We start from the raw sequence: 24530 nt of genomic DNA, 5'->3' as shown, positions 1-24530 counted from the left end.
TGGTGACCACATTAAAGGCCAAAAGCAATCAACTGATTGCCAAAAGCAACTATCTTGCTTTTGGCGCCCGCTGAGAGAAGCGTTTCTCAAATACGCCTTCAGCGATCCGGTTCTTCATCATCTCAAGGCTGCCGCCGGCGATTTGCCAGCCGCGCGTCCGGCGCCAGCAATATTCCACCAGACTTTCCTCCGTGTAACCGAGGGCGCCCAGCACCTGCATGGCGTCATTTGCGGCCCGGAAACCCGCCTCATTGCAAAGAAACTTGGCGATAGCCGTGTCATAGGCGGACGGCAGTCGTTCGGCAGCTTCCGTCGCGACTTTGTAGAGCATGAGCTGGGCCGCCTCGATCTGGGCTGCAGCTTCCGCGAACTTCCACTGAATGCCCTGAAAGTCCGCCAACTCCCGGCCGAACTGTTTGCGTGTCAGGGCATGTTCCCGGGCAATCTCGAACGCGTGCCGGCCAAAGGCCAGCGCCCGGGCGGAGTTGCCGATCCGCTCGATGTTGAAAGCCGCGATCTGCTTGCGGAACCCGCCCTCGCCGAGCAACACATTCTCCGCTGGAACGTAGACATCCTCGAAATAGAGCTGGCACCAGTGTTCGCCGCCGACATAGCGCACCGGCTTGCCCATTGTGAAGCCGTCCTGCCCGCGCTCAAGGATCACCGACCCAATCCCATCCAGCCCCGGCCCGAAGCGCACATAGATCAGGAAAATTCCCGCTTCCGGGCTGTGGGTGGAAAAGACCTTCGTGCCGTTGACCCGGAAGCCGTCTCCGTCCGGCGTGGCCGACGTGACGAGATCGGTCGCGGCGGAACCTGCTTCCGGCTCGGACATTCCGAGTGAGATCGCCATCTCACCGGCCAGAAGCTTGCCCAGCCACTTCTCCTTGTGAGCGGGGCTGGCATATTCAGCGAAGGTGCGGATAGGGCCGAAATTACCAGCCTGGATGACATCGGCGCTGCGTGGGCAAATCTCGGAGACGGCCTGAATAGCAAGCACCGCGTCCATCACCGAGCCGCCCTGCCCGCCGTCGGCTTCGTCGAACGTGATCCCCATCAAGCCTTGCCCGGCCATCAGTTTCGCCACATCGAACGGGAAACTCTCTTCATGGGCCCGGGCGAGCGCGCCCTCCTGCAGGTGACGCTCCGCAAAACCGCGCACGGCATCCTGGAAGAGACGCTGCTCCTCACTCAAATTGAAATCCAAAACTTCCTCCTGTAAGGCGCGGTTATTCCGCTGCTGATTTTGCCGCAATTTCGCCGAATGGCAGATCGGACAGGGATGCCAGGGCATCGGTCCGCCAGAGCGCATCCCGCAATGGCTTGGCCGCCGTGCCCAGCACGCCGCCGGTCAATTCAAAGAATTTCTCATCCAGCTCCGCGTCACTAAGCGGCAAATCGGGATCTCCCTTACGGGTCCGCGCATAATGGCTGAAACGCTGGCCATCCGCGGTCTCGATCGTGACTTTTGCTGAGCGCCGGCGCGGGAAGGCCGCATCGCATTCAGGGTCGACCGTATGCTCGACCTTCGCCGCGATGTCGCGGATCACCGGGTCGGCAAGCGCCTCCGGAGAGAAGGCCGCGATCCGGACCGCACCGGTCGCGATGACCGCGCCGAGGCAATACGGCAGAGAGAACTTCGCTTCGAAAGCCGTTTTGGGATCGGCATTGCCACAGATCTCAAGCGACTTCTGATAGGAACCAGCTTCGATCCGGCGGATCGACTCTGCCGTGAGGTTATTCGCGGTGACGATTTCCCTCACAGCATCGACCGCCGCATGAACATGCCCGCAAGCAGCGTGGTTCTTCTGCGTGGTCCGCTCGATGGTCCAGTCGGAACCAAGCCCCTCAACAGCGGCCTCCCAGTCCACATCCCGGCTCATCGCCGCTCCGAACCCGGCGGCGCCTTCCAGAATATCGAGCGCGCCGGTGATGCCGGCTTTTGCCATCCGCGCCGCCAGCACGCCGCCTTCCGACGCCCGGCCGGCATGCAATGGCTTGCTCATGGCCTCAGCCCGGAAAGCCTGCTGCAATCCGGCCGCCATGGTCCCCGCAGAGGCAAGCGCATGCGCCGCCTCGGAAGCGGTCAGGCCGAGCAGGACGGACGCAGACGCCGTGCCACCGAAATACCCGATGGTCGCCGTTGTGTGCCAGTAATCGTAATGCGCCGGATTGACCGCTGCGGCGATCCGGTTGGAGACTTCGTATCCGGCAACGACCGCACGGAGAAAAAGCGCGCCATCCGCTCCGGTTTCCTCGGCAAGCGCAAGCGCAGCGGGAATGACGGCAACGCCGGGATGATAGAGCCCGTCCCGGTAAATATCGTCGAACTCAACCGTGTGAGAGCCAGCACCATTGATCAGGGCCGCGGCCCGCGCTGTCGCGAACCTCCCAGACGGGATCAGCCGCGCGCGCCCACGATCAAGATCCTCAGGCACCGCATCGGGCAGCAACGTCGCCGGCGGCAGCACGCCTCCCGGAACGGCCGCCGCAAACCAGTCGAGGACACAACGTTTTGCATGATGTTGTGCCGTCTCCGGCACGGGCATGCCGCTCATCGCGGCAATGAAGTCTCCGTATGTTTCGGTCGGGCTCTTGTCGGCCATTCCGCTTCTCCCTTTTAAAACAGCTTCAGCAGCCGAGCTTGTCGGCAACGCCCTCCATCGACTCCGCGATGACATCGAAATCGTGCTCGGCTTTGAAATCGACCGTCTGCTCCGGTCCGTACTCCGTCGGCCGCGCAATGAAAGCCGTTTTCAGCCCGAGTGCGCGGGCAGCGACCAAGTCGCTGTTGTGGGCAGCGACCATCATGCATTCCTCTGGAGCGAGGCGCAGCATGCGGCACCCGGCGAGGTATGTTTCAGGGTCCGGCTTGTAGCTCTGCGCGATCTCGGCCCCGAGAATCATGTCCCAGGGCAGTCCGCCATGCTTCGCCATGTCGACCATAAGCTTCACGTTACCGTTCGACATGGTCGCCAGAATGAATTTGGTCTTCAGCCGGGTCAGCCCCGGCACGCTGTCAGGCCAAGGGTTAAGACGATGCCAAACCATATTAAGATGCTCGACGTCGGCGTCGCTCAGGTCCGCGACCCCAAACTCCTCCAGCACCTCGATAAGGTTTTCCCTGTGCAATATGTCGAGGTCAATGAAACCGCGCTCACCACTGCGTATCCGCGCCATTGCCGGGACGTAACGCCGCCTCCAGGAGAGCGCGAAGGCCTGCCCGTCCAGCCCCAGGCCCTTTTCATCAGAAAAGCGGTCTACTTCCGCCGCAATGCTATTCCGCCAATCGACAACGGTCCCAAAAACATCAAAAAAAAGCGCTTTAACCACCGTCATTTTGTTTCCATTCCCTCGACATGTTCCCGTAGTCCGGAAAAGCACGTCCCGTTATGCAGTGTTTCCTTGACCGGAAATCGAAAGGCGGGACAATGATATTCAGTTCGATCAGCTGAAAGACCGGAAAACAACGGTTAGCAGACTGACGAAAGGGTAGGCGAACGGAGGAACTTCAGACAACGGTCCAATTGGTAATGAGTCCGTTCTTCGCTAGGCGAAGAATGCAGTGACGTTCATTGCCGGCCGAGCCTATTCAAAAAACAATAAACAAATTCGCTACTAGGGAAGGAACACGTCTATGAAAATGCTTTGGCGCTCTGCAGCCACAACAGCGTTCGCGCTGGGTGTTGCTGCCATCTTCGGGCCCGCCAGCCCCGCAACAGCGGAAACGCCGCAATATGGCGACGAGCTGCGGTTGGTTGTCGGTTCGAAAATTCCGTCTTACGACGCACACATCGAATCCACCTTCGGTATGATCCACCCGATCCGCCCGTTCTACAGCGTGCTGATGCGGGTTAACCCGGACAATCCCTCCTCGCCGACAGACTTTGTCTGCGACGTTTGTGAAGGCGATGTTCCGAAGCCGACCGACGGCGGTACCAAGTACACCTTCAAGATCCGCAAGGACGTGAAGTTCCACGACGGCACGCCGCTGACCGCGCACGACGTCAAGGCGACCTTCGACAAGATCGCCTTTCCGCCGGAGGGCATTGCCTCGAACCGGCAGGCATATTTCAAGACCGTCGAATCGATTTCAGCTCCTGACGATTACACCGTCGTCTTCAAGCTGAAAAACCCGACAGGCACCTTCTTGCCGTCTGTCGCCATGCCGTACAACTTCCTCTACGCAAAGAAGGATCTGGACGCGCACGGTTACACCTGGCACCAAAAAAACATCAACGGATCGGGCGCTTTCCGGTTTGTTGAGCACGTACCGGGCAGCCATGTGAAAGGCGTCAAGTACGAGAACTACCATCACAAGGGCATGCCTTACCTGAACGGTTTCACTGCGATTTCCGCGCCGAAAATGTCCGTTCGCCTGCAGGCGATTCGTGGTGGCCAGGCCGACATCGAGTTCCGCGGTTTCCCGCCGAAAGCGCGTGACGATCTTGTCAAAGCCCTTGGCGACGCCATCACGGTTCAGGAAAGCGACTGGAACTGCGTTCTGATCGTGACCCCGAACCACAAGGTCAAGCCGATGGACGACGTGCGGGTGCGTAAAGCACTGTCGCTCGCCATCGATCGTGAGGGCGGCTCCAAATACCTGTCCCGTATTGCGATCGTGAAAACCGTTGGCGGCGTTGTCTTCCCGGGTCACCCGCTCGCAGCAACCGAAGCCGAACTTTCTCAGCTTGCCGGCTATGGCAAAGACGTCGAGGCGAACCGCGCCGAAGCGAAAAGACTGCTGAAGGAAGCCGGTCACGAAAACCTGAAGATTACCCTGCACAATCGCGGCGTCGACCAGCCGTACAAGGTTGTGGGCACATGGCTGATCGATCAGTGGAAGAAGATTGGTGTCCAGGCGGACCAGTGGGTCCAGCCGACCACGCCTTTCTACGCCACACTGCGTAAGCAGAAAGACTTCACCATCTCGCTCGACTTCAACTGTCAGTCGATCGTGAACCCGATTGCCGACATCTCGAAGTTCCTGCCCGGCGCCGGCAACAACTACGCCGAGTTCCAGGATGAGCAGTTGCTCAAATGGTATGACGAGCTTCTGGCCGAAGGTGATGAAGCAAAACAGCGCGCCATCATCCGCAAATATGAAAAGCGGGTACTGGACGAGCTGGCATCGCAGTTCATTACGCTCTGGTGGTACAAGATCAACCCGCACCGTTCCTATGTGAAGGGCTGGAAGATCGCACCAAGCCACTACCTGAACCAGGCACTCGACAACATCTGGATCGACCAGGCCGAGAAGAAAAGACAACTCGGCGGTTAATCGACTGCTAAAGACGTCGGCCGCCCCGCCTCCGGCGGGGCGGTCGCCCTTTTCCAGCAAAGGTTTTACGGCAAGGCATGTACGGATACATCGTCAAACGCTTGCTCATGCTGCTTCCGACCCTGATCGGAGCGGCTATCCTCGTCTTTCTTCTTCTAAGGCTTGTCCCGGGCGATATCTGCCTGATCAAGTTCGGTGGCGAAGGTGCGTACGCGGACCCAGAGCAAATCAGGCAATGTCAGGTAAATCTCGGACTTGAGAACCCAATTTATGTCCAGTTCTGGGACTATATGAAGGGGTTCTTCGTTCTCGATCTCGGCACATCCATGTGGACAGGCAAGGATGTTACATACGAAATCGGCGTCCGGTTCGAGCTGTCGTTGCAGGTCGCAATCATGGCAACACTGACTTCCATCGTAATCGCCATTCCGCTCGGGGTTATCTCCGCAGCGAAGCAGAACACGATGGTCGATTATGTCGTCCGCGGTTTCAGCATCGCCGGCATCGCAATGCCGTCCTTCTGGCTCGGCATTCTCATGATCCTGGGTCTGCTCATTGGAACGCAGGAATTCATGGGAAGACCCTGGATGCCGCCGATCAGCTTCAAATCGATCTTTGATGATCCGGCACATAATATATCGCAGCTCATCTGGCCTGCACTGGCAACGGGATATCGATATTCCGCTGTCGCGACCCGTATGACCAGATCGGCCATGCTCGAAGTGCTCGGGGAGGATTATATCCGCACCGCCCGGGCCAAGGGTCTGATCGAGAAAGTCATCGTCAACAAGCACGCGCTGAAAAACGCGATGCTGCCAGTGGTGACCATCATCGGGATTGAATTCGCGTTCCTGATGGGTGGCCTTGTCGTGACCGAGCAGGTGTTCAACCTGAACGGCCTCGGAAAGCTGTTCGTCGAATCCGTGACCCAGTCCGATTACACACTGACACAGGCGCTGGTGATGCTCGTGGTGACGATCTTCGTCTTCATGAACTTCGTCGTCGATGTGCTCTATGCGTGGCTTGATCCGCGCATTCGCTACAGCTAGGGGAGATGCAGGACATGAGCACCATGGATGCAAGTCCCGAAACGAACACCGGCTTCAAGCGAGTCCGGGTTATCGATCACATCAGCCGTATGGTACGGCGCCAGCCGCTGGGCACCGGCGGAGCCATTGTCATCATTCTGATGGTCTTCATGGCTGTCTTTGCCGAAGTCATTGCTCCATACGACCCGGAGGCCAATAGTTTCGAGCATATGCTGGTGGCGCCGAGCCTGGAATTCCTGCTCGGCACCGACCAGTTCGGACGGGACCTCTTCTCGCGCATCGTGTACGGCGCCAGGACGGCTCTCTTCGTAGGGTTCGCCTGCGCCTTGGTCGGCGCTTTCGGGGGCCTCATTCTCGGCGTCGCGAGTGCCTATTTCGGCGGCTGGTTCGACCTGATCATGCAGCGCATCATCGATGTCTTCATGGCATTTCCGCTAATCATCATGGCTCTGGCCATCGTCTCGATCTTCGGCACCGGCACGGACAAGGTGATCATTGCGATCACCATCCCCTTCGTGCCGCGCTGCGCTCGTGTCGTGCGGTCCAGTGCACTGGCGATCCGTGAGATGCCCTATGTGGATGCGGCCCGGTCCATCGGATATGGGCATATGCGCATCATCATGAAGCACATTGCGCCGAACGTACTCGCGCCGTTCCTGATCATGCTGACAGCCTTCCTCGGTGAAGCGATCCTGCTGGAAGCCTCCCTCTCCTATCTTGGGATGGGTGTGCAGGAACCGACACCGGCCTGGGGCTTGATGCTGCAGGGCGGAGCCGAGGAATATGCGGAAAGTGCGCCTTGGGTTCCGATCTGGCCAGGCCTCGCGATTACCATCGCGGTCTTTGGCTTCAATCTCTTCGGGGACGCGGTCCGGGATATCCTGGATCCAAAACTCAGAACCCGCTGATTAGACCAATACCTTCAGCAAAAAGTCCCGCCATTGGCGGGGCTTTTTCTTTGTCTGGGGATTCACTCAGACAATCAAAATAAAGCTCAAGCGCGGACAGCTTACTGCACAGCCACATCGCCCAGCGTTCCGCAAAACTGCTCGAAATCGATATTCCCGCCAGTAGCCATCACGACGACGCGATTGCCTTGAATATAATCTGGCCGCTGCAGCAAGGCCGCCAGCGCCACGGCTCCCGACGGTTCAAGCACAAGTTTCAGGGTCTCGAACGCAACCCGCATTGCCGCACGGACAGAATCGTCACCCACCGCTACATGATGCTGCATACCCGTTGCTCTGGCGCAGGCGAATGGCACCTCCCCAGGAGCCGTTGCCTGCAGCGCATCGCAAATAGATGAACTGTCGCTGAGGATCCGGGTTACCGCATCCGCTTTGAGGGACTGCCCAAAGCTATCAAAGCCTTCCGGCTCCACTGCGACGAGCCGTGTCGATGGGGAGAAACGGTTGAAACCCGCAGCAAGGCCTGCAATCAAGCCGCCGCCGCCAACGCATGAGAAAACAAAATCGGGCGCCTCTTTCCCACCGCGCCGCAGCCCCTCGATTATCTCCGCTGCCGCGCTGGCATGTCCCGTCACAACAAGCCGATCATCAAAGGGATGCAGCAAAACCTTGCCTTCACGCTCTGAGATTTCCCTGGCCAGTGCGCTGGCAACCTCCTCGCGCGGGCGGTCACCGTGTTCACTCAAAACAACTGTCGCGCCATAGGCTGCCGTCTTGCGGCGCTTTGCCTCCGGTGCGTCCACGGGCATCACAATCGTGGCCGGAACCCCCAAGACCATCGCCGCGGCGGCAAGCCCCTGGGCGAAATTCCCGGAAGAATAGGCGACGACACCCGCCTGTTTTTCCGCATCGGTCAAATTGCAGCACCGCCAATACGCTCCCCGGAATTTGAAGGAACCCGTTCGCTGGAGCGACTCAGCTTTCACATAGACCTCTGCCGCTCCCGACAAGCTGGCTAGGTCCGGAGCCGCCATCAGTGGTGTCTCCTCGGCAACGCCCGCCAGCGCGGCTACAGCCTGATCTATATCCGTGCCGCTGGGTACCGCCTGTCCGAGGTCTGTCATTATCGCTCTCCCGCCTGAATGCCGGCAGACTATATCCGGATTTCACACACCGAGACGGCAACAAAAAACGGCGCCCGAAGGCGCCGTTTCTGATTCCCGGTTAAATCGCTTCCAGATCAGCTCTCCAGCACGAAATGCCCTTCTCCGACCTGCCGGTACACCTGCTTCGGCGGCTCGTAGCCGATCGGCTTCAAAGGGCTCGGGATCTCATCCGTCATCAGGTTGAGGTCACGCTTGCGGCGCGAAGGATCGGCGACCGGAACCGCCGACATCAGCTTTTTCGTATAGGCATGCTGAGCATTCTCGAACACTGCCGCACGGGGGCCGATCTCTACAATCTCACCGAGATACATAACTGCAACCCGGTGACTGACACGTTCGACCACGGCCATGTCGTGGCTAATGAAGAGATAGGCAAGACCGAACTCTTCCTGAAGATCCATCATCAGGTTCACGACCTGCGCCTGGATCGACACGTCCAGAGCCGAGACCGCTTCGTCCGCAATGATCAGCTTCGGACCAAGACCCAGAGCCCGGGCGATGCAAAGCCGCTGACGCTGACCGCCAGAGAATTCGTGCGGATATCGTTCCGCATGCTCGGCATCAAGACCGACACGGCGGAGCAACGAAACAACGCGTTCATCCGCATCCTTGCCGGAAGCGATATTGTGCACGATCATCGGCTCGGCAATGGCCGAACCTGCTGTCATGCGCGGGTTCAGAGAGGCAAACGGATCCTGGAAGATCATCTGCATGTCGCGGCGCAACGGGCGCATGGATTTCGAGTCGAGGTCCATCAACTCCTCGCCCTCGAACTTGATACTGCCGCTGTTCGGCTCCACCAGCTTGATGATGGACCGCCCCGTGGTCGACTTGCCGCAACCGGATTCTCCGACCAATGCCAATGTCTCGCCAGGCTGCAAAGCGAAGGATACGCCCTCAACCGCGTGAACCCGTGCCGTCGCAGATCCGAACATACCCTTGCGGATATCAAACCGGGTGGTCAGGCCCTCGACCGTCAGCAGCGGCTTCGCATCACGACGGACCGTGTCCTTCATTTCCTGCAACTCGTGCCCGGCGGACGCGTCCTTGACCGCATCGCCTTCGGCCCTGTTCACATCTACATTGGAGAACTTGGCCGGGAAGGTCATGCCCTTCATGGAGCCGAGTTTCGGCACGGCGGCAAGCAAGGCCTTGGTGTAAGGGTGCTGCGGCGAATGGAAGATCTGCTCCGCCGGCCCCTCTTCGACCTTCTTGCCTTTCAGCATGACGACAACGCGATCCGCAACCTCGGCCACCACCCCCATATCGTGGGTGATGAACATGACGGACATGCCGATTTCCTGCTGCAGCATCTTGATCAGATCGAGGATCTGCGCCTGGATCGTCACGTCGAGCGCGGTGGTCGGTTCGTCCGCGATCAGCAGACTTGGGCGACAACTCAGCGCCATAGCGATCATCACCCGCTGGCGCATACCGCCGGACAACTGGTGCGGATACTGGCTCAGCTGCTTTTCCGGCTCCGGAATACGGACCAGCTTCAGCATCTCCAGGGCCATGTCGAGCGCTTCCTGCTCGCTCTTTCCCTGGTGCAGCATGATGGTCTCGGCGATCTGGAACCCGATGGTGAAGACAGGGTTTAGCGAGGTCATCGGCTCCTGGAAGATCATCGAGATATCGTTACCCCGAATATCCCGCATCGTGCCCTGGCCGGCCTTGGCGATATCGATCACCTCACCGTTCTTGCGCCGGAAATCGACCTTGCCGGACGCTATATGCCCGCCGGCATAATCGGTCAGCCGCATCAGCGACATCGCAGTCACGGACTTGCCGGACCCTGACTCGCCGACAACTGCCAGCGTTTCGCCCCGGTCAATATGCCAAGAGACTCCATCAACCGCCTTGACCGTCTGGTCATCCAACGGAAAGTGAACCCGAAGATCGTCGACTTCGATCAGTCGGTCATCATGCATTTACACGGCCTCCCATGGCTCGCCTGTTCTGTGCGGTGCTTAAGTTTTTTTTTCTTTTTGCACCATTTTCAGCGGGGCAGTCTGTATGCTTTTGGTAGTCAAATCCAGACGCAATCTGTCAAATTTCGCACCCCGGAAGAGTTAAGACGTATGAGGCGGCCGTGAGCGAACGGAAAACCGAGAGCGAACATAGCCCCAACCGGAAACAAGCCTTTCGTGAAGGCGTCCGTCACGGTCTCGCGGTCCCGTCGATTGTCGTCTTCGCAACCATGCTCGGTTATGGCTCTCTCGCGCATGCCAACGGCTTTTCCGCCTTCGAGGCTTTGCTCTCGACAGCGCTTATATGGGCCATGCCGGGTCAGGTTGCGATGGCGGACCTGCGGGCCTCCGGTGCAGATCTGTTCGTAACGCTGCTGGCGGTCTCCATGGCCAGCGTCCGGTTCTTCCCGATGGCGACGATCCTGGTCGGCACCTTCCGCGATGCCGTCAAACATCCGCTGAAGCGGATCTTCATCGCACACCTGATGTCTGCATCGACCTGGCCGATGGGCATGGCCGCGGCTCAGCGTATGAATAGAGAGTCGGCTCTGGCTTATTATTGGCCCGTCGCGGGGCTCTGCATCACCATGGGCTGCATTGGCACGCTTGCTGGATACTGGCTTTCAGCGGACATGCCGGCAATTATCCGCCTGACGCTGGTCTTCCTCAATGTTGTGTTTCTGTCGTTGCTGTTTGCGCTGAACCGGGACCGACTTGTCATTCTTGCCGTCTGTGCCGGCGCCGTCATCGGGCCGCCCCTGCACAGCATCGAGCCGAATTACGGGGTCATCCTGACAGGCCTGATCGGCGGAACGCTTGCCTACATCGTTCTCGGGAGGCGCCGATGAGCACCGCTGCGGTTTCGCCGCTCGCGCTGGTCCTGCTGGCGGCCTCGGTCACCTTCATATGGCGCGTCCTCGGCGCCCTGCTTGCGTCGAAGATAGACACGGACGGCGCGCTGTTCCGCTGGATCGGCTGCGTTTCCTACGCCACCGTCGCCGGTCTGATCTCCCGCATGGCGATCCTGCCGACCGGCGATCTGGCCGACACCCCGCTCATGCTCAGGGTCGGTGCAGTGGCGATCGGCTTCGCGGTGTTCTTCCTGGCAAAACGCAACCTGCTGCTGGGCGCTGCATTCGGCGCAGGATGTTTTGCCGGAGGACTTGCAATACTCAGCCTCTGATCTGTATTGCCTGTCCACTCAGTTTTCGATCAAAGTCGGCAAAAACGCAGCCGCTCGCGGAACGGCGATTCTCATGTCAAATCTGTCGTCACGACGGAGCATCGGGTGGCAGTTCCCAAACACGACGTCGTGCTCGTCAGCACAATGAAACCGGCACCATCCCAAATGAATCACTTCCACACCGACTGCCGATGCCAGAAGTATGGGAGCGGCCCCCATACCGACAACACAATCAAGCGCCGACAGCATTGCTGCAACGCGGTCCAGTTCATTGCGCTGATCTATCCCCTCGGGGACATGAATCCGGCACCCGTATAGGGATTCAACCTCATCCAGTTCCTCGTCCCGCGCATCATAAACGAGGCTCACATAATCTGCGTCATCTGGACCGAGGGCGCCCACCAAGTTTGCTGCGCTTGTGAAAAAAGCTTCGCGTATTTTTGTAACCAAGCCACTACGCCAGCAGATCCCAATTTTCGGCTTGTTGCCGAGTCGGTCGAATTTCGACTTCCAGGCAGCCTTCTCAGCCTCATCGACCTTGAGATAACCGCCATGAGGCCCCGGCACCTGCGCATCACGGACAAAAAGACCAGGCAGAGAACCCGCGAAAATGGCATGATCTATATCATGGCGGCCTGACCAGTTGCTATAATCAAAAATCGCACGACCATGCTCATCGGCGTGGATATGGCGCCCGACAAAAGCCACACCGGGAAAACTTCGAACATAGAGCGGAAGATTGCGTTCGTCGCACTCGACCGTAAGTCGATCCACCTTCTCGGCGAGCGCCGGAAGAAAACTCAGGAATACGTACTCATCGCCAATACCCTGCTCTGCGGCGACAAAAAGCTGCCCCGGATCCTCCGCCCTGTTTTCCCACAAGGGCGGCAGCGCGATCCGCGCGGGTGACATTCTCGGATCAAGACGCTCCTCGAACAGAGCCCAGCCCTTTTCAAAATTACCGCGCCAAAATTCCGTTTCAGCGGCGATCAATTTCAGTTCGGCAATATACGGGTAAGCGACAAGTCCACGGTAACATGCCCTTCGCGCCGCTTCGTGATTTCTGTTGCGGTAAATATCCGCAGCAAATCCGTTATGGGATGACTCGTTCAAAGGGTCGAGCACTTGTGCCCTAATGCCCGCGCGGACTGCCGCATCGACTGATTGCTCGCGCGAACATTCGACGGCGAGCTTCGACCAGAGATTAGAGGCTCCAGGACGCAGTCGGGTCGCATACCGGGCCCACTCCACATAATCGATCCGCTTACCTGGGGCAGCATTGGAGCCAGAAAGATGCAGGTAGAACTCGAAAGTACCCGGCGCAATGATAATTCCCCGGCGTACCGCTTTTTCAGCAGTAATCCGATCTCCGGTCGCCTTCCATGCCAAGGCGGTATGCAGATAAGCCTCAAGAGCCAACGGATCGGCCCGATGCACCCCGGCCAGCGCAGACAATGCCGCCTCTGCCTGCCCCACTTTCAGCAGAAGCGCGCCCAGTCGGCCCAAAGTGACGGCGTGGGCCGGCAGAATATCCACCGCTCGACGGGCCGAAATGATCGCTTCATCAAGCCGATTGAGCTGTTCAAGCGCCTGCGCCCGGCTCAGCCACCCTTCCGCATTGTCTGCATCTACTGAGCAAACGATCTGGAATTCTTTAAGCGCATCGGCCGGGTTTCCGGCGGCCATCCGCGCGGCGCCCAAATGGAGCCGGGCGGAGGTGGACTCTGGCGCAACGGCGACGGCACGCTCCAGGAATTCGAGAGCCCTTGCGATCTCACCGGTTTGGTGAAGCAAAGTGCCGTAGAGGTCTAGTGTGATCGCATGATTGGGGAACCGGTCAAGAATCGCACGGTACCCTTCTGCCGCAATCTCCAGCTCCCCTTTCTGGTGTGCGCCGAGCGATTTTTCGAGCAGATCGGAAAACTGCCGGGCGCTCTGCTCTGAAGTCATCGACATCCGACGCTCCCCTCGCACGATCCCGCACAACGATCCCGAGAAGACCGGCAAGCCTCATGTCGTTCACAAACCCGGCCCAAGTAACTCTCTGCACGCATTTTAAACCTGTTGTACTGGCATTCTTGAGGGCGACCGGCCCCCAAAGAGAATAGCACCGAAGAACTTCATCGGTCTTCAAGCGTAGCACGGTAAAATATAGTGAGCTATCCGGTCCTCTGTCAGCCGGAGGCCCCAACTCAAGCAAGATTTATGAAAGAACGAAAGCGTTTAGCGCTATTATGTTCGGAATTCCGCCCCCGTTCTCGGCAACGTTGACACGCCTAGGGAAGAGGATGAAGCGACGGAGAGGATCCGATCATGGCCAAGCCACTCAATCCGATCGACACCGATGAAGACCGCGTAGATGCGCTCAACCCGGAGGAAGATACCCCAAGTGAGCTTGAGGAAACGACCCACGCAGAATTCCTCGCGATCTATGCCGATGCCTCCGAAAACCTGCGCTTCGCGAAACATCAGCAATGGCGTGCCGTGCTCTATTTTTCCATCGGTGCCGCAGTCGCGACGGGCTACGGGGAATGGACCCACTGGAAAGATCCGACACTTGCGCATCTGCTTATGGTCATGGTCTGGATTTTCAGCATCGCCAGCGCTGGCGTGATCCTCAGCTTGCAGTGGTGGCAGTCAGCGGAGGCTCGCAAGATCGACTATGTCACGTCCAAGTGGGGCAGCTTCAGTACCGCAGCCCGCAAGCGGAAATCAAAACTGATCAGCGACTTGCAGCGCTACGGCATGATGATCGCAATGGTGCTCTACCTTGAGCTGGTAACGATCGCGGTGACCAGAATCTTCCTGCTGAATATTTAAACTACTGGCCGATGCGCAGGGCAGATGACTCAGGCCCTCCTTCGGAGCGCGGTACCGGAACCATTAAACTTGCCATCAGCAAAAGCCCGCCCACAACGGAAATAGCGAGGCGGACATAAGCCATCCCGGCGAAATCCGCGCCCCATCCAGCAAGAATACTAAAAAGCGTCGTGCCGCTGAGAGAGCCGCTGGTCATGGCGACAGATACAGCAGGAACCGGCGGCGTAGAAAGTGGTCAACCCTTAAGACGGATAGCTGTCTCCACCATGATGGCCGAGTTTCTCCGACTTCCATCTCCTTGCTCGCGGCTGACAAGTTCAGTGAGGCATAGGCAACCGCTGCTAAGGCAAAACACCCGGACGAAATCAAAGCCACAGACCACAGGTCAAGCCTGTGAACGATGGCTGAGGCCATCAACCCCGCCACAGCCATTCCAATCACAAAAGATGTCGAGTTTATCGAAAAAGCTTGCTTGAGCCGCTCCCCCGGAAATTGGAGACGTAGCACGATAAGACGTCCTGACTTTACTGCGACATCGATAAGCCCACGGACCACCAGAAGTGGAAATATTGCGGTAATGCCCGTGATCTCAATTGATCCGATCACGCACACCAGCAGAACGCCCCCGAGCTCGCACGCAATTAATACCAGACGCGGCGAGCTGTAATTGAACAACCAGCTCGTAACCGGAGCCAGGAAGAGCGGCACCAGCCACTGCGCCGCATAGACAAGCGCCGCATTCATAGCCGGGTTGCCGTCAGCTTACCCCGCCCCGCCATTCCGAAGGCGAACAGCCACAGAACCGGCGGAAAGCCGCCGCGAACTTGGCCGGGTTTGAGTACCCGACTTGCAAGGCGATCTCCATGATCGTCTCCTCTGTCCGAAGCAGCTCCTTCGCCCGCTCGATCCGCCGGAAGGTCAGATATTCATACGGCGCGTAGCCGGTCGCGGCGCGGAATGCCCGTGTCAGGCTTCGAACGTCGCGATCAAGTACACCGGCGATATCCGCGACAGTGAGATCCGAGCCTATACGGCTGTCGATCACATCAACCGCCTGCTGCAATTCCCGCGGAGACAAGGGCCTCACCGGCCTGACGGAAGAGAATGAAAGCGGGCGGTCTATCTCAACCAGACGGCGCAGGATCAGGTCCAATCCGTGATCCAGGAATACCGAGGAAAGTCCATGCACCTGAGCATCGCGCCAGAGCGCGGTCATGACGGAGCTGACGAGCGGGTCATCGCCCAGGCTTCCGGCAGCGGGCGCCAGCACGTCTATCCCGCCAACATCCGCCAATGCTTTTTGCGCGCGCTCCGGACATATGTTGATACCCATGAGACGCGCCGTTGGGGAAAAGCCCTCAGCCCTGGAGTTAGGAAGCACAACCGTCTGGCTCCCGCCGCGCAGGATGCCGTCAACCTTGCCCCAGTCTCCTGATCGCCGATAGCTGCCGGCCTTGCCAAGGCACTGGACCAGCGTCAGGTAAGGCGAGACCTCATACGCGCCCTCTGCCGCGTCCAGCGTGGTGACGGTAAGCAAGATCGTGCCATCCCTGTTCGAGAAGTACTCGGTCGGCCCTATGGCGCGATTTTCAACACGCTGCTTGAATTGGCTACGTTCGTCTGCCCAGTCAGTCTGAACCATGGCTGTAAAACCCTTATTGAAGCACGCTTTTGGATTATCCCGCCCGCATATGGAGTAGACAGACCCTCCATATTTCTATGATTTCACACTCACAAACAGGAATGATTATCAGTATTATTATCGAAATTTGGGAATTCTGGCGATGTACAACGGAATGCGGGGCTGTTTTTCGGCTGCAATGGTACTTCTTCTCTCTTCCGTACAGGCCAACGCGCAGGAAACGGATGGGAATGCTGTCCAGCTTGACGCCATCACCGTTTCCGGCGGGTTGATCGAGCGCACCCAGCAGCGCACCGGGACCAGCGTTGATGTCCTCGATGCGGAGGAGCTTGAAAAACGCCCGGCCATGACGAATGTGCGCGATGTGCTCGAAAACACGGTCAACATGACGGTCCCGACCGGCACCGCGAAAGCCCCGACCATCCGCGGCGTGGACGGAACCGGGCCTGCCGAGAATGCAAATGCCTTCTTCGCTGGCAGCCGCGCCCGCATGGGCCTCCGGATTGACGGCCGGCCGGCCAGCTACAACGAGATTGTGTTCGGAAACTCCTCGCTGTGGGATGTGGAAAAAATCGAGGTCTTGCGCGGCGCGCAAAGCACCCTGGTCGGTCGCAATGCCATCGCAGGGAACGTCTCCATCACCACGGAAAACCCGACTTTCGAGCAATCCGGGGCGATCCAGACCTCTGTCGGAAATTACGAAGGGCGCCGCTTCTCCGGCGTGGTCAACACACCGATCATCGAGGATCTTCTGGCCGCACGCTTCTCTGCCGACTGGCAGGCGGGAGAATCCGCCGTGAATTACCAGCCCTTCCCCGGCACCGACAACCCGGGGGAAATCAGCGCTCTCTCCCTGCGCGGGAAGCTGCTTGCCCGGCCTAATCTCGGACTTGATTCAACGCTGCTTTTCACCGCGTCGCACAGCAGTCACAAGGCTCCGCAAGGCGAATTCATCGTGCGGCCGTTCGAGGAAAGGAATTCCAACTTCCCGCGACAACCGGTCCACAAACCTTCGACGACCAGCCTTGGCGGAGAGTTCGAGGTCGATCTGGACGAGAACTGGCGGCTGGAACTGGATGCCTCCGTCACGGATTTCAGATTCACCCGCACGGTGTCGCCGAACACATCCAACGCCCGGATCGATTCACTCGAATTCGCCATGGACCCGCGTGTTCGCTATTCCGGGGACAATGGCTTCGAAGCCCTGATCGGAACGCATCTCTACCGGTCGCGTCAGGATGAGTTCATCGAGTTCGTGGCCCGTCAGAATTTCGACGACGAGGTCGACACTTACGCCATCTATGGCGAGACGATCATTCCCCTCGCAGATGCGTGGGAGCTGACCATCGGCGCCCGTTACGAGCAGGAACAGCACCGGCGCAGCGGCGGCGACGCGAAAGGCTCAGTTGCAACCATCGACAGCGACCGGGCCTCCGACGCCTTCCTGCCGAGGATCGGCGTGAACTGGGAAGCGGCGTACAACCAGAATTACGGTGTGCTGGTTTCAAAAGGCTATAATGCAGGCGGTGGCGGTATCGCCTTCGGCTCGCCCAACCCCTTCCCCGTCGTGCATTACGAATACGATTCAGAGACGGTCTGGAATTACGAGCTCTATGGGCGTCAGACCCTGATGGATGGAAGGCTCGGGCTCACCCAGAACCTTTTCTATGCCCGCTATTCCGACATGCAGCTGCCATTTGACCTGACCCCGCTCGACACACGGGACGAGCTGTTCGTCGTCCGCAATGCCGATCAGGTTGTGACCTATGGTGCGGAACTGGGCGCCACATTCGCTCTTTTCGAAAATATCGATCTGTTCGGTAATGTCGGCCTGTTGAAGACTGAAGTGGAGAAGAACCCGGGCTCAGGCATTGAGGGGAACAGCCTGTTTGGCGCTCCCAACCTTACCGCCGCCGCGGGCATTTCCTGGCAGCAGGACGGCTGGAACGCCAGTCTCGCCGCCCGCTATTCGGACAGCTACTTCACGGACATCAACAACCGGCCCCGCGGCAAGACCGACGCCTATATCGTGACGGATGCCGAAGTCGGCTACACGTTCGGCACCTTCCGCGTATTCGGTGAGATCGAAAACATTTTCGATGCTGACACCGCCGTCGGCTTCTATCCCGGCGCCACCGAAGCCGCCGACACTGCCGTCTTGCTCCAGCCGCGTACATTCCGCGTCGGCGTCAGCGCCCGGTTCTGATTCCTCACCCTGATCATCAAGCTCCACATAACATCCGAGGCCATCATGTCCCGAATAGCGTCCGACGATACGCTCTGGCCCCTCAGCATTCTGATGCTGGAGGGCTCACAGAGCCTGGAGCAGCATGATCAGATGTTAGGCATCTGGAATGCCTGGTTTGACCGCAACGAGCGTTTCATCTCGTTGCGGGTTTATCTCGACGAAAGCTCCCTTGATCAGGTTCCGGGAGTTGGTCGCGTCACGAAACAATGGCTCAAAGCCGGCGCCTCCGAAAACATGCGCCGGCTGGTTTCCTGCATGGCCATCGCGGTGCCTCCGTCCCGCTTCGAGGCAATGAATCGCCAAAGCGTCGAAAAGGCCTTCGGCATTCCGGGCGGCGTATTTCCAAACCTGGACGATTCTCTGGACTGGCTGAAGGGGACCGATCACCTCAAGACCGAGACCATGATTGCCGCGCGCACTATCGTAAAATCGTTTCAAGACACGCGGCTCTGACCCAGACAAGAAGCCAGTCCGGCTAGCCCGCCGCTACTGCTGCAGAACGTAGGCGCCCGGAGCGTCACAAAGCGGCGCATACCCCTTGTCCGGCGCCCCCATCTCCGGCAATGCGGCGCTCTCCGTCGACTGCCCGGTCAGCCAGGCCTGCCATTCCGGCCACCAGGAGCCGTCTTTCGAAGGGGTCTCCGCCATCCAGGTGTCCGGATCGATATAGCGTTCGCCCGCCTTCTTGGTCGCTACCTGATAGCTCCGGCGCGGGTGGCCCGGCTCGCTGACGATCCCGGCATTGTGCCCGCCGCTTGTCAGCAGGAACGTGACATCCGTCGCCGGATGGAAGGTGATCTTGTGCACCGACCGCCAGGGCGCGACATGGTCCTTCACTGTTCCGACAGCGAAGATCGGTGCACGTATATCCGCCAGATTGATCGGTCGCTCTCCCACAGTGAACCGTCCCGAGGCGAGGTCGTTGTCAAGGAACAGGCTGCGCAGATATTCGGAATGCATCCGGTAGGGCATCCGTGTCAGATCCGCGTTCCAGGCCATCAGGTCGTTCATTTCCTGACGCTCGCCCAGCATGTAGTCATGCACCATGCGCGACCACACCAGATCGTTCGTGCGCAACATCTGGAAGGCTCCGGCCATCTGGTAGCCGTCGAGCACACCCTGGTCCCACATCATGTTTTCCAGATAGGCGACTTCGCTTTCCCGGATGAACAACATCAGCTCGCCGGCCTCGGTGAAATCCACCTGGGTGGCAAAGGTGCTTATGGATTTCAGCCGGTCGTCGCCATCCCTCGCCATGGCCGCTGCCGCGATCGAGAGCAGCGTGCCGCCGAGACAATACCCGACGGCATGAACCTGTGTGTCAGGGATGATTGCCGAAACCGCATCCAGGGCATCCATGACACCGAGTTCGCGGTAATCCTCCATACCGAAGTCACGGTCTTCCGATGTCGGGTTGCGCCAGGAGATCATGAAAACCGTATGGCCCTGCTCGACCAGATATTTGACCAGCGAATTATGCGGCGAGAGATCAAGGATGTAGTACTTCATGATCCAGGCGGGCGTGATCAGAACCGGCTCCCGGTAGACCTGCTTCGTGGTCGGCTCATACTGGATCAGCTCGATCAGGTGATTGCGGTAGACCACCTTGCCCGGCGTCACGCCGACATCCCGCCCGAGCTGGAAAGCATCTGCGCCGGACGGCTTCTTGCCGGCAATAGTGCGCTGCCAGTCGTCCGCCATATACCCGGCACCGCGCATCAGGTTCGCGCCGCCCTGCGCAGCCGTCGCCTTCAATGCCTCGGGATTGGCCCAGAGCATGTTCGACGGCGCATAGCGATCGAGCATCTGCCGGGCCATGAACGACACCGCATGCTCGTCTTCCTTCGAGAGGCCGTCGATCTCCGTTGTGGCATTATGCCACCATTGCTGGGTCAGCAGAAAAGACTGGGAGATCATGTTGAAAGGCCACTGTTTCCAGGCCTCGCCCGAGAAACGGCGGTCCTGGGGAAGCGGTTCGATACAGGGGGGCGCTTCCGCGTTCATCCCGGCCGTTCCGGCATGGATCATAATCCGTGCAGCTTTGCGGGCCGCTTTCTCCACCAGCTCCATATGCTTGCCCGGGGACAGCGCGAGATGTGAGAACCAGTTGAAATAGGATGTCGCAAGCCCGGCGGGAGAGATACCGAGGGTCAGCCGCGCCAGATTGGCCTTGAACGCATGGTCGATCGCCTGCGCCGTATAGTGACCCGGTGTCGGCCGGTCACATTCGGGGACAAGCGGGGCGCTGGCGGGGGCGCTGAATGTCCGGGGCTTACGCGTGCCGGTATCCGTGCTCCGACGGGTCTTTCGCGTGCGTGACTTTACGGTATTGGCCTGCATGGCACTGAGCTCCATCAGAGAAACGCGCCCGCCACGGGACGAGTGAGGCAATCGCCATGAAGCGGACTGCGGAGAAAACCGGCTGAGTTCAGCCAGCGTTCACCGTCTTGTCCGATCCAATAGCGACTCATGTGCAGTGCAGCATTGATTCAGGTCAAAAAAAACCGAGCCGATGTATGATTGTCCGATGGTCGCTGCATATCTCATATGATCAGCCCGGGGCTTCCGCTCAAGCCCCCCGCACTCGACCTTTGACCCGCCACCGCCATCGTCATGGTCATTCCCGCGCATGCGGGAACCCAAGGGATCGGGCCGCTGAACCGGCGGATCCTGGGCCGGCTTGCGCTACTGATAGGCGACGCAGGCTTCGCACGCGGTCCCGGCGACGGACTTTCTCAGATGGGCCTCTCTCAGATCCCGGAACCGGTCGGAATGCCAGGCATCGAGGAACGGTGTCGTCGTCAGGTCTCCCATGTGGAATCGTCCGTCATGGTCGAAGCAGCAAGCGCTCAGCTGCCCGTCCCAGGTCACGTGCCCTTCGGTAAAGATCGACCAACACGGCAAGGCCTCGCGAAGCGCGCCTACTCTGCCCCGGTTGCCGGCCGTCGGCGCCCATCCCTGCGCTATTTCACGTTCGGTCACCAGGGATGCCTGATTGTAAAGCGGCAACGCATAGACCTCGTCCGCGATCCCGGCAATGCGTTCAACGGTTTCCCGCATCCGCTTTCCCTGGGCCCCGTCATATTCGATATAGCTGGCATAGATCCCGCAACGGTGCCCCGTCTCCTCGTACACCCGATCGCGAACGGCAACAGAGCTCAAAAGATTGCGTTCGATCGAGTCGTACAGCTTCGGCTTCACCTGGGCCACGCTCTGAAACTGGTCCGCATCGGCGTAGTTCATGGAGAATTTCAGGCTGTCGAGCCCGGCCCGGATAGCCGCCTCGACCCGCTCCGGCGTGCTGACGGTGCCGTTGGTGGTCAGGAAGACATACGGGAACCCCGCCTCCTGCTTTGCAAACCGGACCGCGTCTGCGAGCCAGGGCAAAAGGAAACTCTCCCCAAGATAAAACAACCCGAGCTCCTCCACCCCGGCCTGCCGCATCTCGACAGTCAACCGCTCGAAGAAGGACCGGTCCATGTCCGCGTGCTGCCGCAGGGACATCGATCGGGCGCAGAAGGTACAGGCAAGATTGCAGCGCGCCGTCAGCTCGACCTTCACCGACCGCGGCGCCGGCGGCGCGACCGTCCGATAAACCGGATCGATCCGCGTCACCTGGTCAATTCGTTCCGTAATTCCCATTTCCGGCCCCTTTGGCACCCTTCGGATGTGGTCTCCGAAACCGCATGTCGCGGGCCGGAAAACTCCGAACCGTATTAAGGCCTCGCGCGGTGTATCGATGATATATGTCAAGGCACGCGCCGGTGCGGCGATATGCGCCATCTGCGCCCGGCGATGCCGGAAGATGGGAGGCGCACTTAACTTTTTGGGAATCAGGGAGAATTAAGAGGGAATTAAGGGGACATGGATCACAAGCACCACTCTCCGATCCCCTGAAGAATTAAGGGGACACACGACTTAATTCCGTCCCCGCCCCTCCCATGACACCGGCATGGCACGTTTGGCGCGCGTGGTCATGCCCGGTCTCGCCAATCATGTGACGCAGAGGGGCAACCGGAGACAGACCACCTTCTTTTCCGATGCGGACTACGCGGCTTACCTGGAAATCCTGGCCGAGGCGCTGCCCCGTGCCCGCGTTGCGCTCCAGGCCTATTGCCTGATGCCGAACCACGTCCATCTCGTCCTTGTGCCGGAAACGGCTGGCGGTCTGGCAGAAGCTCTGGGTGAAGCACACCAGCGCTACACACACCGGGTCAACCTGCGGGAACGCTGGCGCGGTTATTCATGGCAGGGCCGGTTCGCCTCCTTTCCGCTCGACGACGCGCATCTGATCGCGGCGGTGCGCTATACCGAGCTGAACCCGCTGCGCGCCCGGCTCGCGGCCCGGCCGGAAGACTGGGTCTGGTCGAGCGCCCGCGCTCATCTCGGTCTCGATGCAGCGGAGCGAAGAGGTGCCGCCGACCGCATCCTCACGTCAGATCTGCCGGACATGATCGGGGACTGGCGGCGCTTCCTCGATGGCGGCATCGCGCCGGAACTGACGGATCTGATCCGGCGCCACGAGCTGACAGGGCGACCGCTCGGGAGCGACGGGTTTCTGAAGAAACTGGAACAGCGGCTCGGCAGAAGACTCAGAAAGCGGAAACCGGGCCCGAAGACGGACGCGACAGACCTGTCATGAGATGCGGAATTAAGGTGTGTGTCCCCTTAATTCCTGCGTGCCCCGCAATTGGGAACACTCCGGACAGCCAAATATCTGGAAAAGTAATTGGAATTAGATAATCTCGACTCACTTTCAAATCCTCACACCAGCAAGAAATAAAACACAACAATTACAGATAAAAACGGCGCGAATGTGAGTAACAACGCACCGTATTTCAGAACCCGCCCACCTCTCACAACAAAAAACAAACTGACAAACAACACGATAACGCAATAAACAACCCACAATATGAAATATTGCCAATTAAAATCTTCATCGTTGGCATATTTTGCAAATAAAACTACACCGCCAGAACCATAATAAGTTACCATTGATAAAAACCATATTATTATATGGTTAGTATAATAATAAAAATAAGCCAAAATATAAATCAAAAACATACCCATGCAAATAAAAAATTCTCTTAATTTTATAAAAATCAATACATCAATAAACTTCTTCATCGCTCCCGCATCCCTTCACTTGCATAGCGCAGTACAGGCTGCAGCACGTATTCCAGCACCCGCCGCTCCCCGGTCAGCAGGTCCGCCGTCACGGACATGCCCGGCACCAGACGCACGTCCCTGCCGTCCACGGTCAGATGTTCCCGCTCGATCTCGATCCGCGCCGTGTAGGACAGCATTTGCGGGGCCGCCTGCGGGCCGGTCGTTGCCGCCCCCGCCGCGCCGGCGGCGTTGTTCACGTCCTGGGGCACGACGGCGTCGGCGCTGAGGCTGACGATTGTTCCCTCGATGCTGCCGTAGCGCATGTAATTGAAGGCATCGACCTTCACCGCCGCCCGCTGGCCGATCTCGATAAAGCCGATATCCCGGTTCGTCACCGTCGCCTCGACCGTCAGACGGTCGCCGTCCGGCACGATCCGCATCAGCGGCGCACCGGGCTGGATATAGCCGCCGAGCGTATGCACCGAGAGGCCGGTGACCTCCCCCGCCACCGGGGCCGCGAGGGTCAGGCGGCCGACCCGGTCACTTGCCTTGATCCGTTCCTGGGCTGCCGCACTCGCCTTCTGCCGGGCTTCCGCCAGGGCGCGCTGGCGCTGTGCCTCGAAGGCGAGCAGCAGGTTCTCCGCCGTCGCCTCCGCGCTGGCGAGCGTCGCCTGCGCCTCCTCGATCTGCTTGTCCAGCACCAGGCCCTGATGACGGGTTTCCAGCAGGGCCTGCTCATGCTCCAGATAGACGGATTTCTGGGTCAGCTGTTTTTCATAGAGGATGCGCTGGCCGTCGACCCGTTCCGTCAGCAGCGGCAGCACCGCCGCCACCTTGTCATGCTCCGCCCGGAGCGAGGCCAGGGTCGCCCGGGCGCGCGCCGCCTCGCGGCCGGCCCGTTGCCGCTCGCCCATCAGCGCCGCCCATTCCGCCCGCAGCACCGCGATGCTATCCGCCACCTCATGCGCGGGCGCGCCCTCCGGCACCTCGAACAGTTCTTCCGGCGGGATCGGGGCGCCGCCGGATGCCAGGGCCACGGCGCCGATCAGATGACCGAACAGGGGCGTATCAGCGAAACACAAGACAAAACTCCGATGCACTTTCTTTGCACCGGATACTATGCATCCGCCCCCGTCGAATCACGCAAAAAACAC

Annotated in this window: 21 protein-coding genes; 9 read left to right on the top strand and 12 right to left on the bottom strand. The window is 59.2% G+C overall.

What is annotated here, in order from left to right; genetic code table 11:
• Window positions 1-49 precede the first annotated feature (49 nt).
• From K328_RS0119110 to K328_RS0119100, 3 genes are read right to left on the bottom strand one after another with little or no spacing between them, the layout of a single operon-like run.
• Window positions 50-1207 (bottom strand): acyl-CoA dehydrogenase family protein, encoded by a 1158-nt coding sequence (locus K328_RS0119110; RefSeq protein WP_028467343.1) that lies wholly within the window; start codon window positions 1205-1207, stop codon window positions 50-52.
• A 22-nt stretch (window positions 1208-1229) separates the two neighbouring features.
• Window positions 1230-2606, bottom strand: a complete 1377-nt coding sequence (locus K328_RS24955) for an MmgE/PrpD family protein (protein WP_051285168.1) — start codon at window positions 2604-2606, stop codon at window positions 1230-1232.
• A gap of 25 nt (window positions 2607-2631) precedes the next feature.
• Window positions 2632-3339 (bottom strand): haloacid dehalogenase type II, encoded by a 708-nt coding sequence (locus K328_RS0119100; protein WP_028467342.1) that lies wholly within the window; start codon window positions 3337-3339, stop codon window positions 2632-2634.
• A 298-nt stretch (window positions 3340-3637) separates the two neighbouring features.
• On the opposite strand from K328_RS0119100, the gene K328_RS0119095 reads away from it, so the two are divergent.
• The 3 genes from K328_RS0119095 to K328_RS0119085 all read left to right on the top strand — a co-directional run bounded on the left by K328_RS0119095 (window position 3638) and on the right by K328_RS0119085 (window position 7238).
• Complete coding sequence (locus K328_RS0119095) at window positions 3638-5281, top strand: ABC transporter substrate-binding protein (protein ID WP_051285166.1); 1644 nt, start codon at window positions 3638-3640, stop codon at window positions 5279-5281.
• 77 nt (window positions 5282-5358) lie between these two features.
• Window positions 5359-6330 carry an ABC transporter permease gene (locus K328_RS0119090; RefSeq protein ID WP_028467340.1) on the top strand — a complete coding sequence of 324 codons (972 nt, stop codon included), beginning with the start codon at window positions 5359-5361 and terminating at the stop codon, window positions 6328-6330.
• 14 nt (window positions 6331-6344) lie between these two features.
• Window positions 6345-7238, top strand: coding sequence for an ABC transporter permease (locus K328_RS0119085; protein WP_028467339.1), 894 nt, complete (start codon window positions 6345-6347; stop codon window positions 7236-7238).
• Between the two features lie 101 nt (window positions 7239-7339).
• Here K328_RS0119085 and K328_RS0119080 read toward each other — a convergent pair whose 3' ends face one another.
• Together K328_RS0119080 and K328_RS0119075 are read right to left on the bottom strand one after the other, a co-directional pair.
• The gene (locus K328_RS0119080; protein ID WP_028467338.1) at window positions 7340-8362 is read right to left on the bottom strand and encodes a threonine ammonia-lyase; all 1023 of its coding nucleotides are present in this window, start codon (window positions 8360-8362) and stop codon (window positions 7340-7342) included.
• 116 nt (window positions 8363-8478) lie between these two features.
• A complete protein-coding gene (locus tag K328_RS0119075; RefSeq protein WP_028467337.1) occupies window positions 8479-10335 on the bottom strand; it encodes an ABC transporter ATP-binding protein in 1857 nt (618 codons plus the stop codon).
• A 161-nt stretch (window positions 10336-10496) separates the two neighbouring features.
• Between K328_RS0119075 and K328_RS0119070 the strand changes: the two genes are divergently transcribed.
• Entirely contained in the window at window positions 10497-11222 is a 726-nt protein-coding gene (locus K328_RS0119070; RefSeq protein ID WP_028467336.1) for an AzlC family ABC transporter permease, read from the top strand.
• Window positions 11219-11557: an AzlD domain-containing protein gene (locus tag K328_RS0119065; RefSeq protein ID WP_028467335.1), complete on the top strand. Its 339-nt coding sequence runs from the start codon at window positions 11219-11221 to the stop codon at window positions 11555-11557. The genes K328_RS0119070 and K328_RS0119065 overlap by 4 nt, the downstream gene beginning before the upstream one ends.
• An 18-nt stretch (window positions 11558-11575) precedes the next feature.
• On the opposite strand, the gene K328_RS0119060 is transcribed toward K328_RS0119065, so the two are convergent.
• Window positions 11576-13513, bottom strand: a complete 1938-nt coding sequence (locus K328_RS0119060) for a tetratricopeptide repeat protein (protein ID WP_028467334.1) — start codon at window positions 13511-13513, stop codon at window positions 11576-11578.
• Window positions 13514-13870: 357 nt separating this feature from the next.
• On the opposite strand from K328_RS0119060, the gene K328_RS0119055 reads away from it, so the two are divergent.
• Entirely contained in the window at window positions 13871-14377 is a 507-nt protein-coding gene (locus K328_RS0119055) for a hypothetical protein (RefSeq protein ID WP_028467333.1), read from the top strand.
• 192 nt (window positions 14378-14569) lie between these two features.
• Here the strand turns inward: K328_RS0119055 and K328_RS0119050 are convergent, their stop codons facing one another.
• Together K328_RS0119050 and K328_RS26085 are read right to left on the bottom strand one after the other, a co-directional pair.
• A complete protein-coding gene (locus K328_RS0119050; RefSeq protein WP_028467332.1) occupies window positions 14570-15121 on the bottom strand; it encodes an MFS transporter in 552 nt (183 codons plus the stop codon).
• 13 nt (window positions 15122-15134) lie between these two features.
• A complete protein-coding gene (locus K328_RS26085; RefSeq protein ID WP_051285164.1) occupies window positions 15135-16019 on the bottom strand; it encodes a helix-turn-helix domain-containing protein in 885 nt (294 codons plus the stop codon).
• A gap of 142 nt (window positions 16020-16161) precedes the next feature.
• On the opposite strand from K328_RS26085, the gene K328_RS0119040 reads away from it, so the two are divergent.
• Window positions 16162-18225: a TonB-dependent receptor gene (locus K328_RS0119040; protein ID WP_051285162.1), complete on the top strand. Its 2064-nt coding sequence runs from the start codon at window positions 16162-16164 to the stop codon at window positions 18223-18225.
• 45 nt (window positions 18226-18270) lie between these two features.
• Window positions 18271-18720 carry a hypothetical protein gene (locus K328_RS0119035; RefSeq protein WP_028467330.1) on the top strand — a complete coding sequence of 150 codons (450 nt, stop codon included), beginning with the start codon at window positions 18271-18273 and terminating at the stop codon, window positions 18718-18720.
• Window positions 18721-18753: 33 nt separating this feature from the next.
• On the opposite strand, the gene K328_RS0119030 is transcribed toward K328_RS0119035, so the two are convergent.
• The gene (locus tag K328_RS0119030) at window positions 18754-20607 is read right to left on the bottom strand and encodes a PHA/PHB synthase family protein (protein ID WP_245577593.1); all 1854 of its coding nucleotides are present in this window, start codon (window positions 20605-20607) and stop codon (window positions 18754-18756) included.
• Between the two features lie 345 nt (window positions 20608-20952).
• Complete coding sequence (locus K328_RS0119025) at window positions 20953-21909, bottom strand: radical SAM/SPASM domain-containing protein (RefSeq protein WP_028467328.1); 957 nt, start codon at window positions 21907-21909, stop codon at window positions 20953-20955.
• Window positions 21910-22219: 310 nt separating this feature from the next.
• Here K328_RS0119025 and K328_RS0119020 point away from each other — a divergent pair, with 310 nt between their 5' ends.
• Complete coding sequence (locus K328_RS0119020) at window positions 22220-22909, top strand: transposase (protein ID WP_028467327.1); 690 nt, start codon at window positions 22220-22222, stop codon at window positions 22907-22909.
• 122 nt (window positions 22910-23031) lie between these two features.
• Here K328_RS0119020 and K328_RS0119015 read toward each other — a convergent pair whose 3' ends face one another.
• Both K328_RS0119015 and K328_RS24945 read right to left on the bottom strand, forming a co-directional pair.
• Window positions 23032-23394, bottom strand: coding sequence for a hypothetical protein (locus K328_RS0119015; RefSeq protein WP_028467326.1), 363 nt, complete (start codon window positions 23392-23394; stop codon window positions 23032-23034).
• Window positions 23391-24458 carry an HlyD family type I secretion periplasmic adaptor subunit gene (locus K328_RS24945; RefSeq protein ID WP_036554927.1) on the bottom strand — a complete coding sequence of 356 codons (1068 nt, stop codon included), beginning with the start codon at window positions 24456-24458 and terminating at the stop codon, window positions 23391-23393. The genes K328_RS0119015 and K328_RS24945 overlap by 4 nt, the downstream gene beginning before the upstream one ends.
• Window positions 24459-24530: the final 72 nt, after the last annotated feature.

Origin of the sequence: Nisaea denitrificans DSM 18348, assembly GCF_000426505.1 — a bacterium.
Lineage (GTDB): Bacteria > Pseudomonadota > Alphaproteobacteria > Thalassobaculales > Thalassobaculaceae > Nisaea > Nisaea denitrificans.
The sequence above is the reverse complement of the archived record's forward strand: the minus strand, read 5'-3'. Positions and strand labels throughout refer to the sequence as shown.

Excerpts from the sequence above, each read along its gene's own strand:
- K328_RS24955 (WP_051285168.1), bottom strand. The coding sequence starts at position 2,606 with ATGGCCGACAAGAGCCCGACCGAAACATACGGAGACTTCATTGCCGCG.
- K328_RS0119100 (WP_028467342.1), bottom strand. The coding sequence starts at position 3,339 with ATGACGGTGGTTAAAGCGCTTTTTTTTGATGTTTTTGGGACCGTTGTC.
- K328_RS0119095 (WP_051285166.1), top strand. The coding sequence starts at position 3,638 with ATGAAAATGCTTTGGCGCTCTGCAGCCACAACAGCGTTCGCGCTGGGT.
- K328_RS0119090 (WP_028467340.1), top strand. The coding sequence starts at position 5,359 with ATGTACGGATACATCGTCAAACGCTTGCTCATGCTGCTTCCGACCCTG.
- K328_RS0119085 (WP_028467339.1), top strand. The coding sequence starts at position 6,345 with ATGAGCACCATGGATGCAAGTCCCGAAACGAACACCGGCTTCAAGCGA.
- K328_RS0119080 (WP_028467338.1), bottom strand. The coding sequence starts at position 8,362 with ATGACAGACCTCGGACAGGCGGTACCCAGCGGCACGGATATAGATCAG.
- K328_RS0119075 (WP_028467337.1), bottom strand. The coding sequence starts at position 10,335 with ATGCATGATGACCGACTGATCGAAGTCGACGATCTTCGGGTTCACTTT.
- K328_RS0119065 (WP_028467335.1), top strand. The coding sequence starts at position 11,219 with ATGAGCACCGCTGCGGTTTCGCCGCTCGCGCTGGTCCTGCTGGCGGCC.
- K328_RS0119060 (WP_028467334.1), bottom strand. The coding sequence starts at position 13,513 with ATGTCGATGACTTCAGAGCAGAGCGCCCGGCAGTTTTCCGATCTGCTC.
- K328_RS0119055 (WP_028467333.1), top strand. The coding sequence starts at position 13,871 with ATGGCCAAGCCACTCAATCCGATCGACACCGATGAAGACCGCGTAGAT.
- K328_RS0119050 (WP_028467332.1), bottom strand. The coding sequence starts at position 15,121 with ATGAATGCGGCGCTTGTCTATGCGGCGCAGTGGCTGGTGCCGCTCTTC.
- K328_RS26085 (WP_051285164.1), bottom strand. The coding sequence starts at position 16,019 with ATGGTTCAGACTGACTGGGCAGACGAACGTAGCCAATTCAAGCAGCGT.
- K328_RS0119040 (WP_051285162.1), top strand. The coding sequence starts at position 16,162 with ATGTACAACGGAATGCGGGGCTGTTTTTCGGCTGCAATGGTACTTCTT.
- K328_RS0119035 (WP_028467330.1), top strand. The coding sequence starts at position 18,271 with ATGTCCCGAATAGCGTCCGACGATACGCTCTGGCCCCTCAGCATTCTG.
- K328_RS0119030 (WP_245577593.1), bottom strand. The coding sequence starts at position 20,607 with ATGCAGGCCAATACCGTAAAGTCACGCACGCGAAAGACCCGTCGGAGC.
- K328_RS0119025 (WP_028467328.1), bottom strand. The coding sequence starts at position 21,909 with ATGGGAATTACGGAACGAATTGACCAGGTGACGCGGATCGATCCGGTT.
- K328_RS0119020 (WP_028467327.1), top strand. The coding sequence starts at position 22,220 with ATGGCACGTTTGGCGCGCGTGGTCATGCCCGGTCTCGCCAATCATGTG.
- K328_RS0119015 (WP_028467326.1), bottom strand. The coding sequence starts at position 23,394 with ATGAAGAAGTTTATTGATGTATTGATTTTTATAAAATTAAGAGAATTT.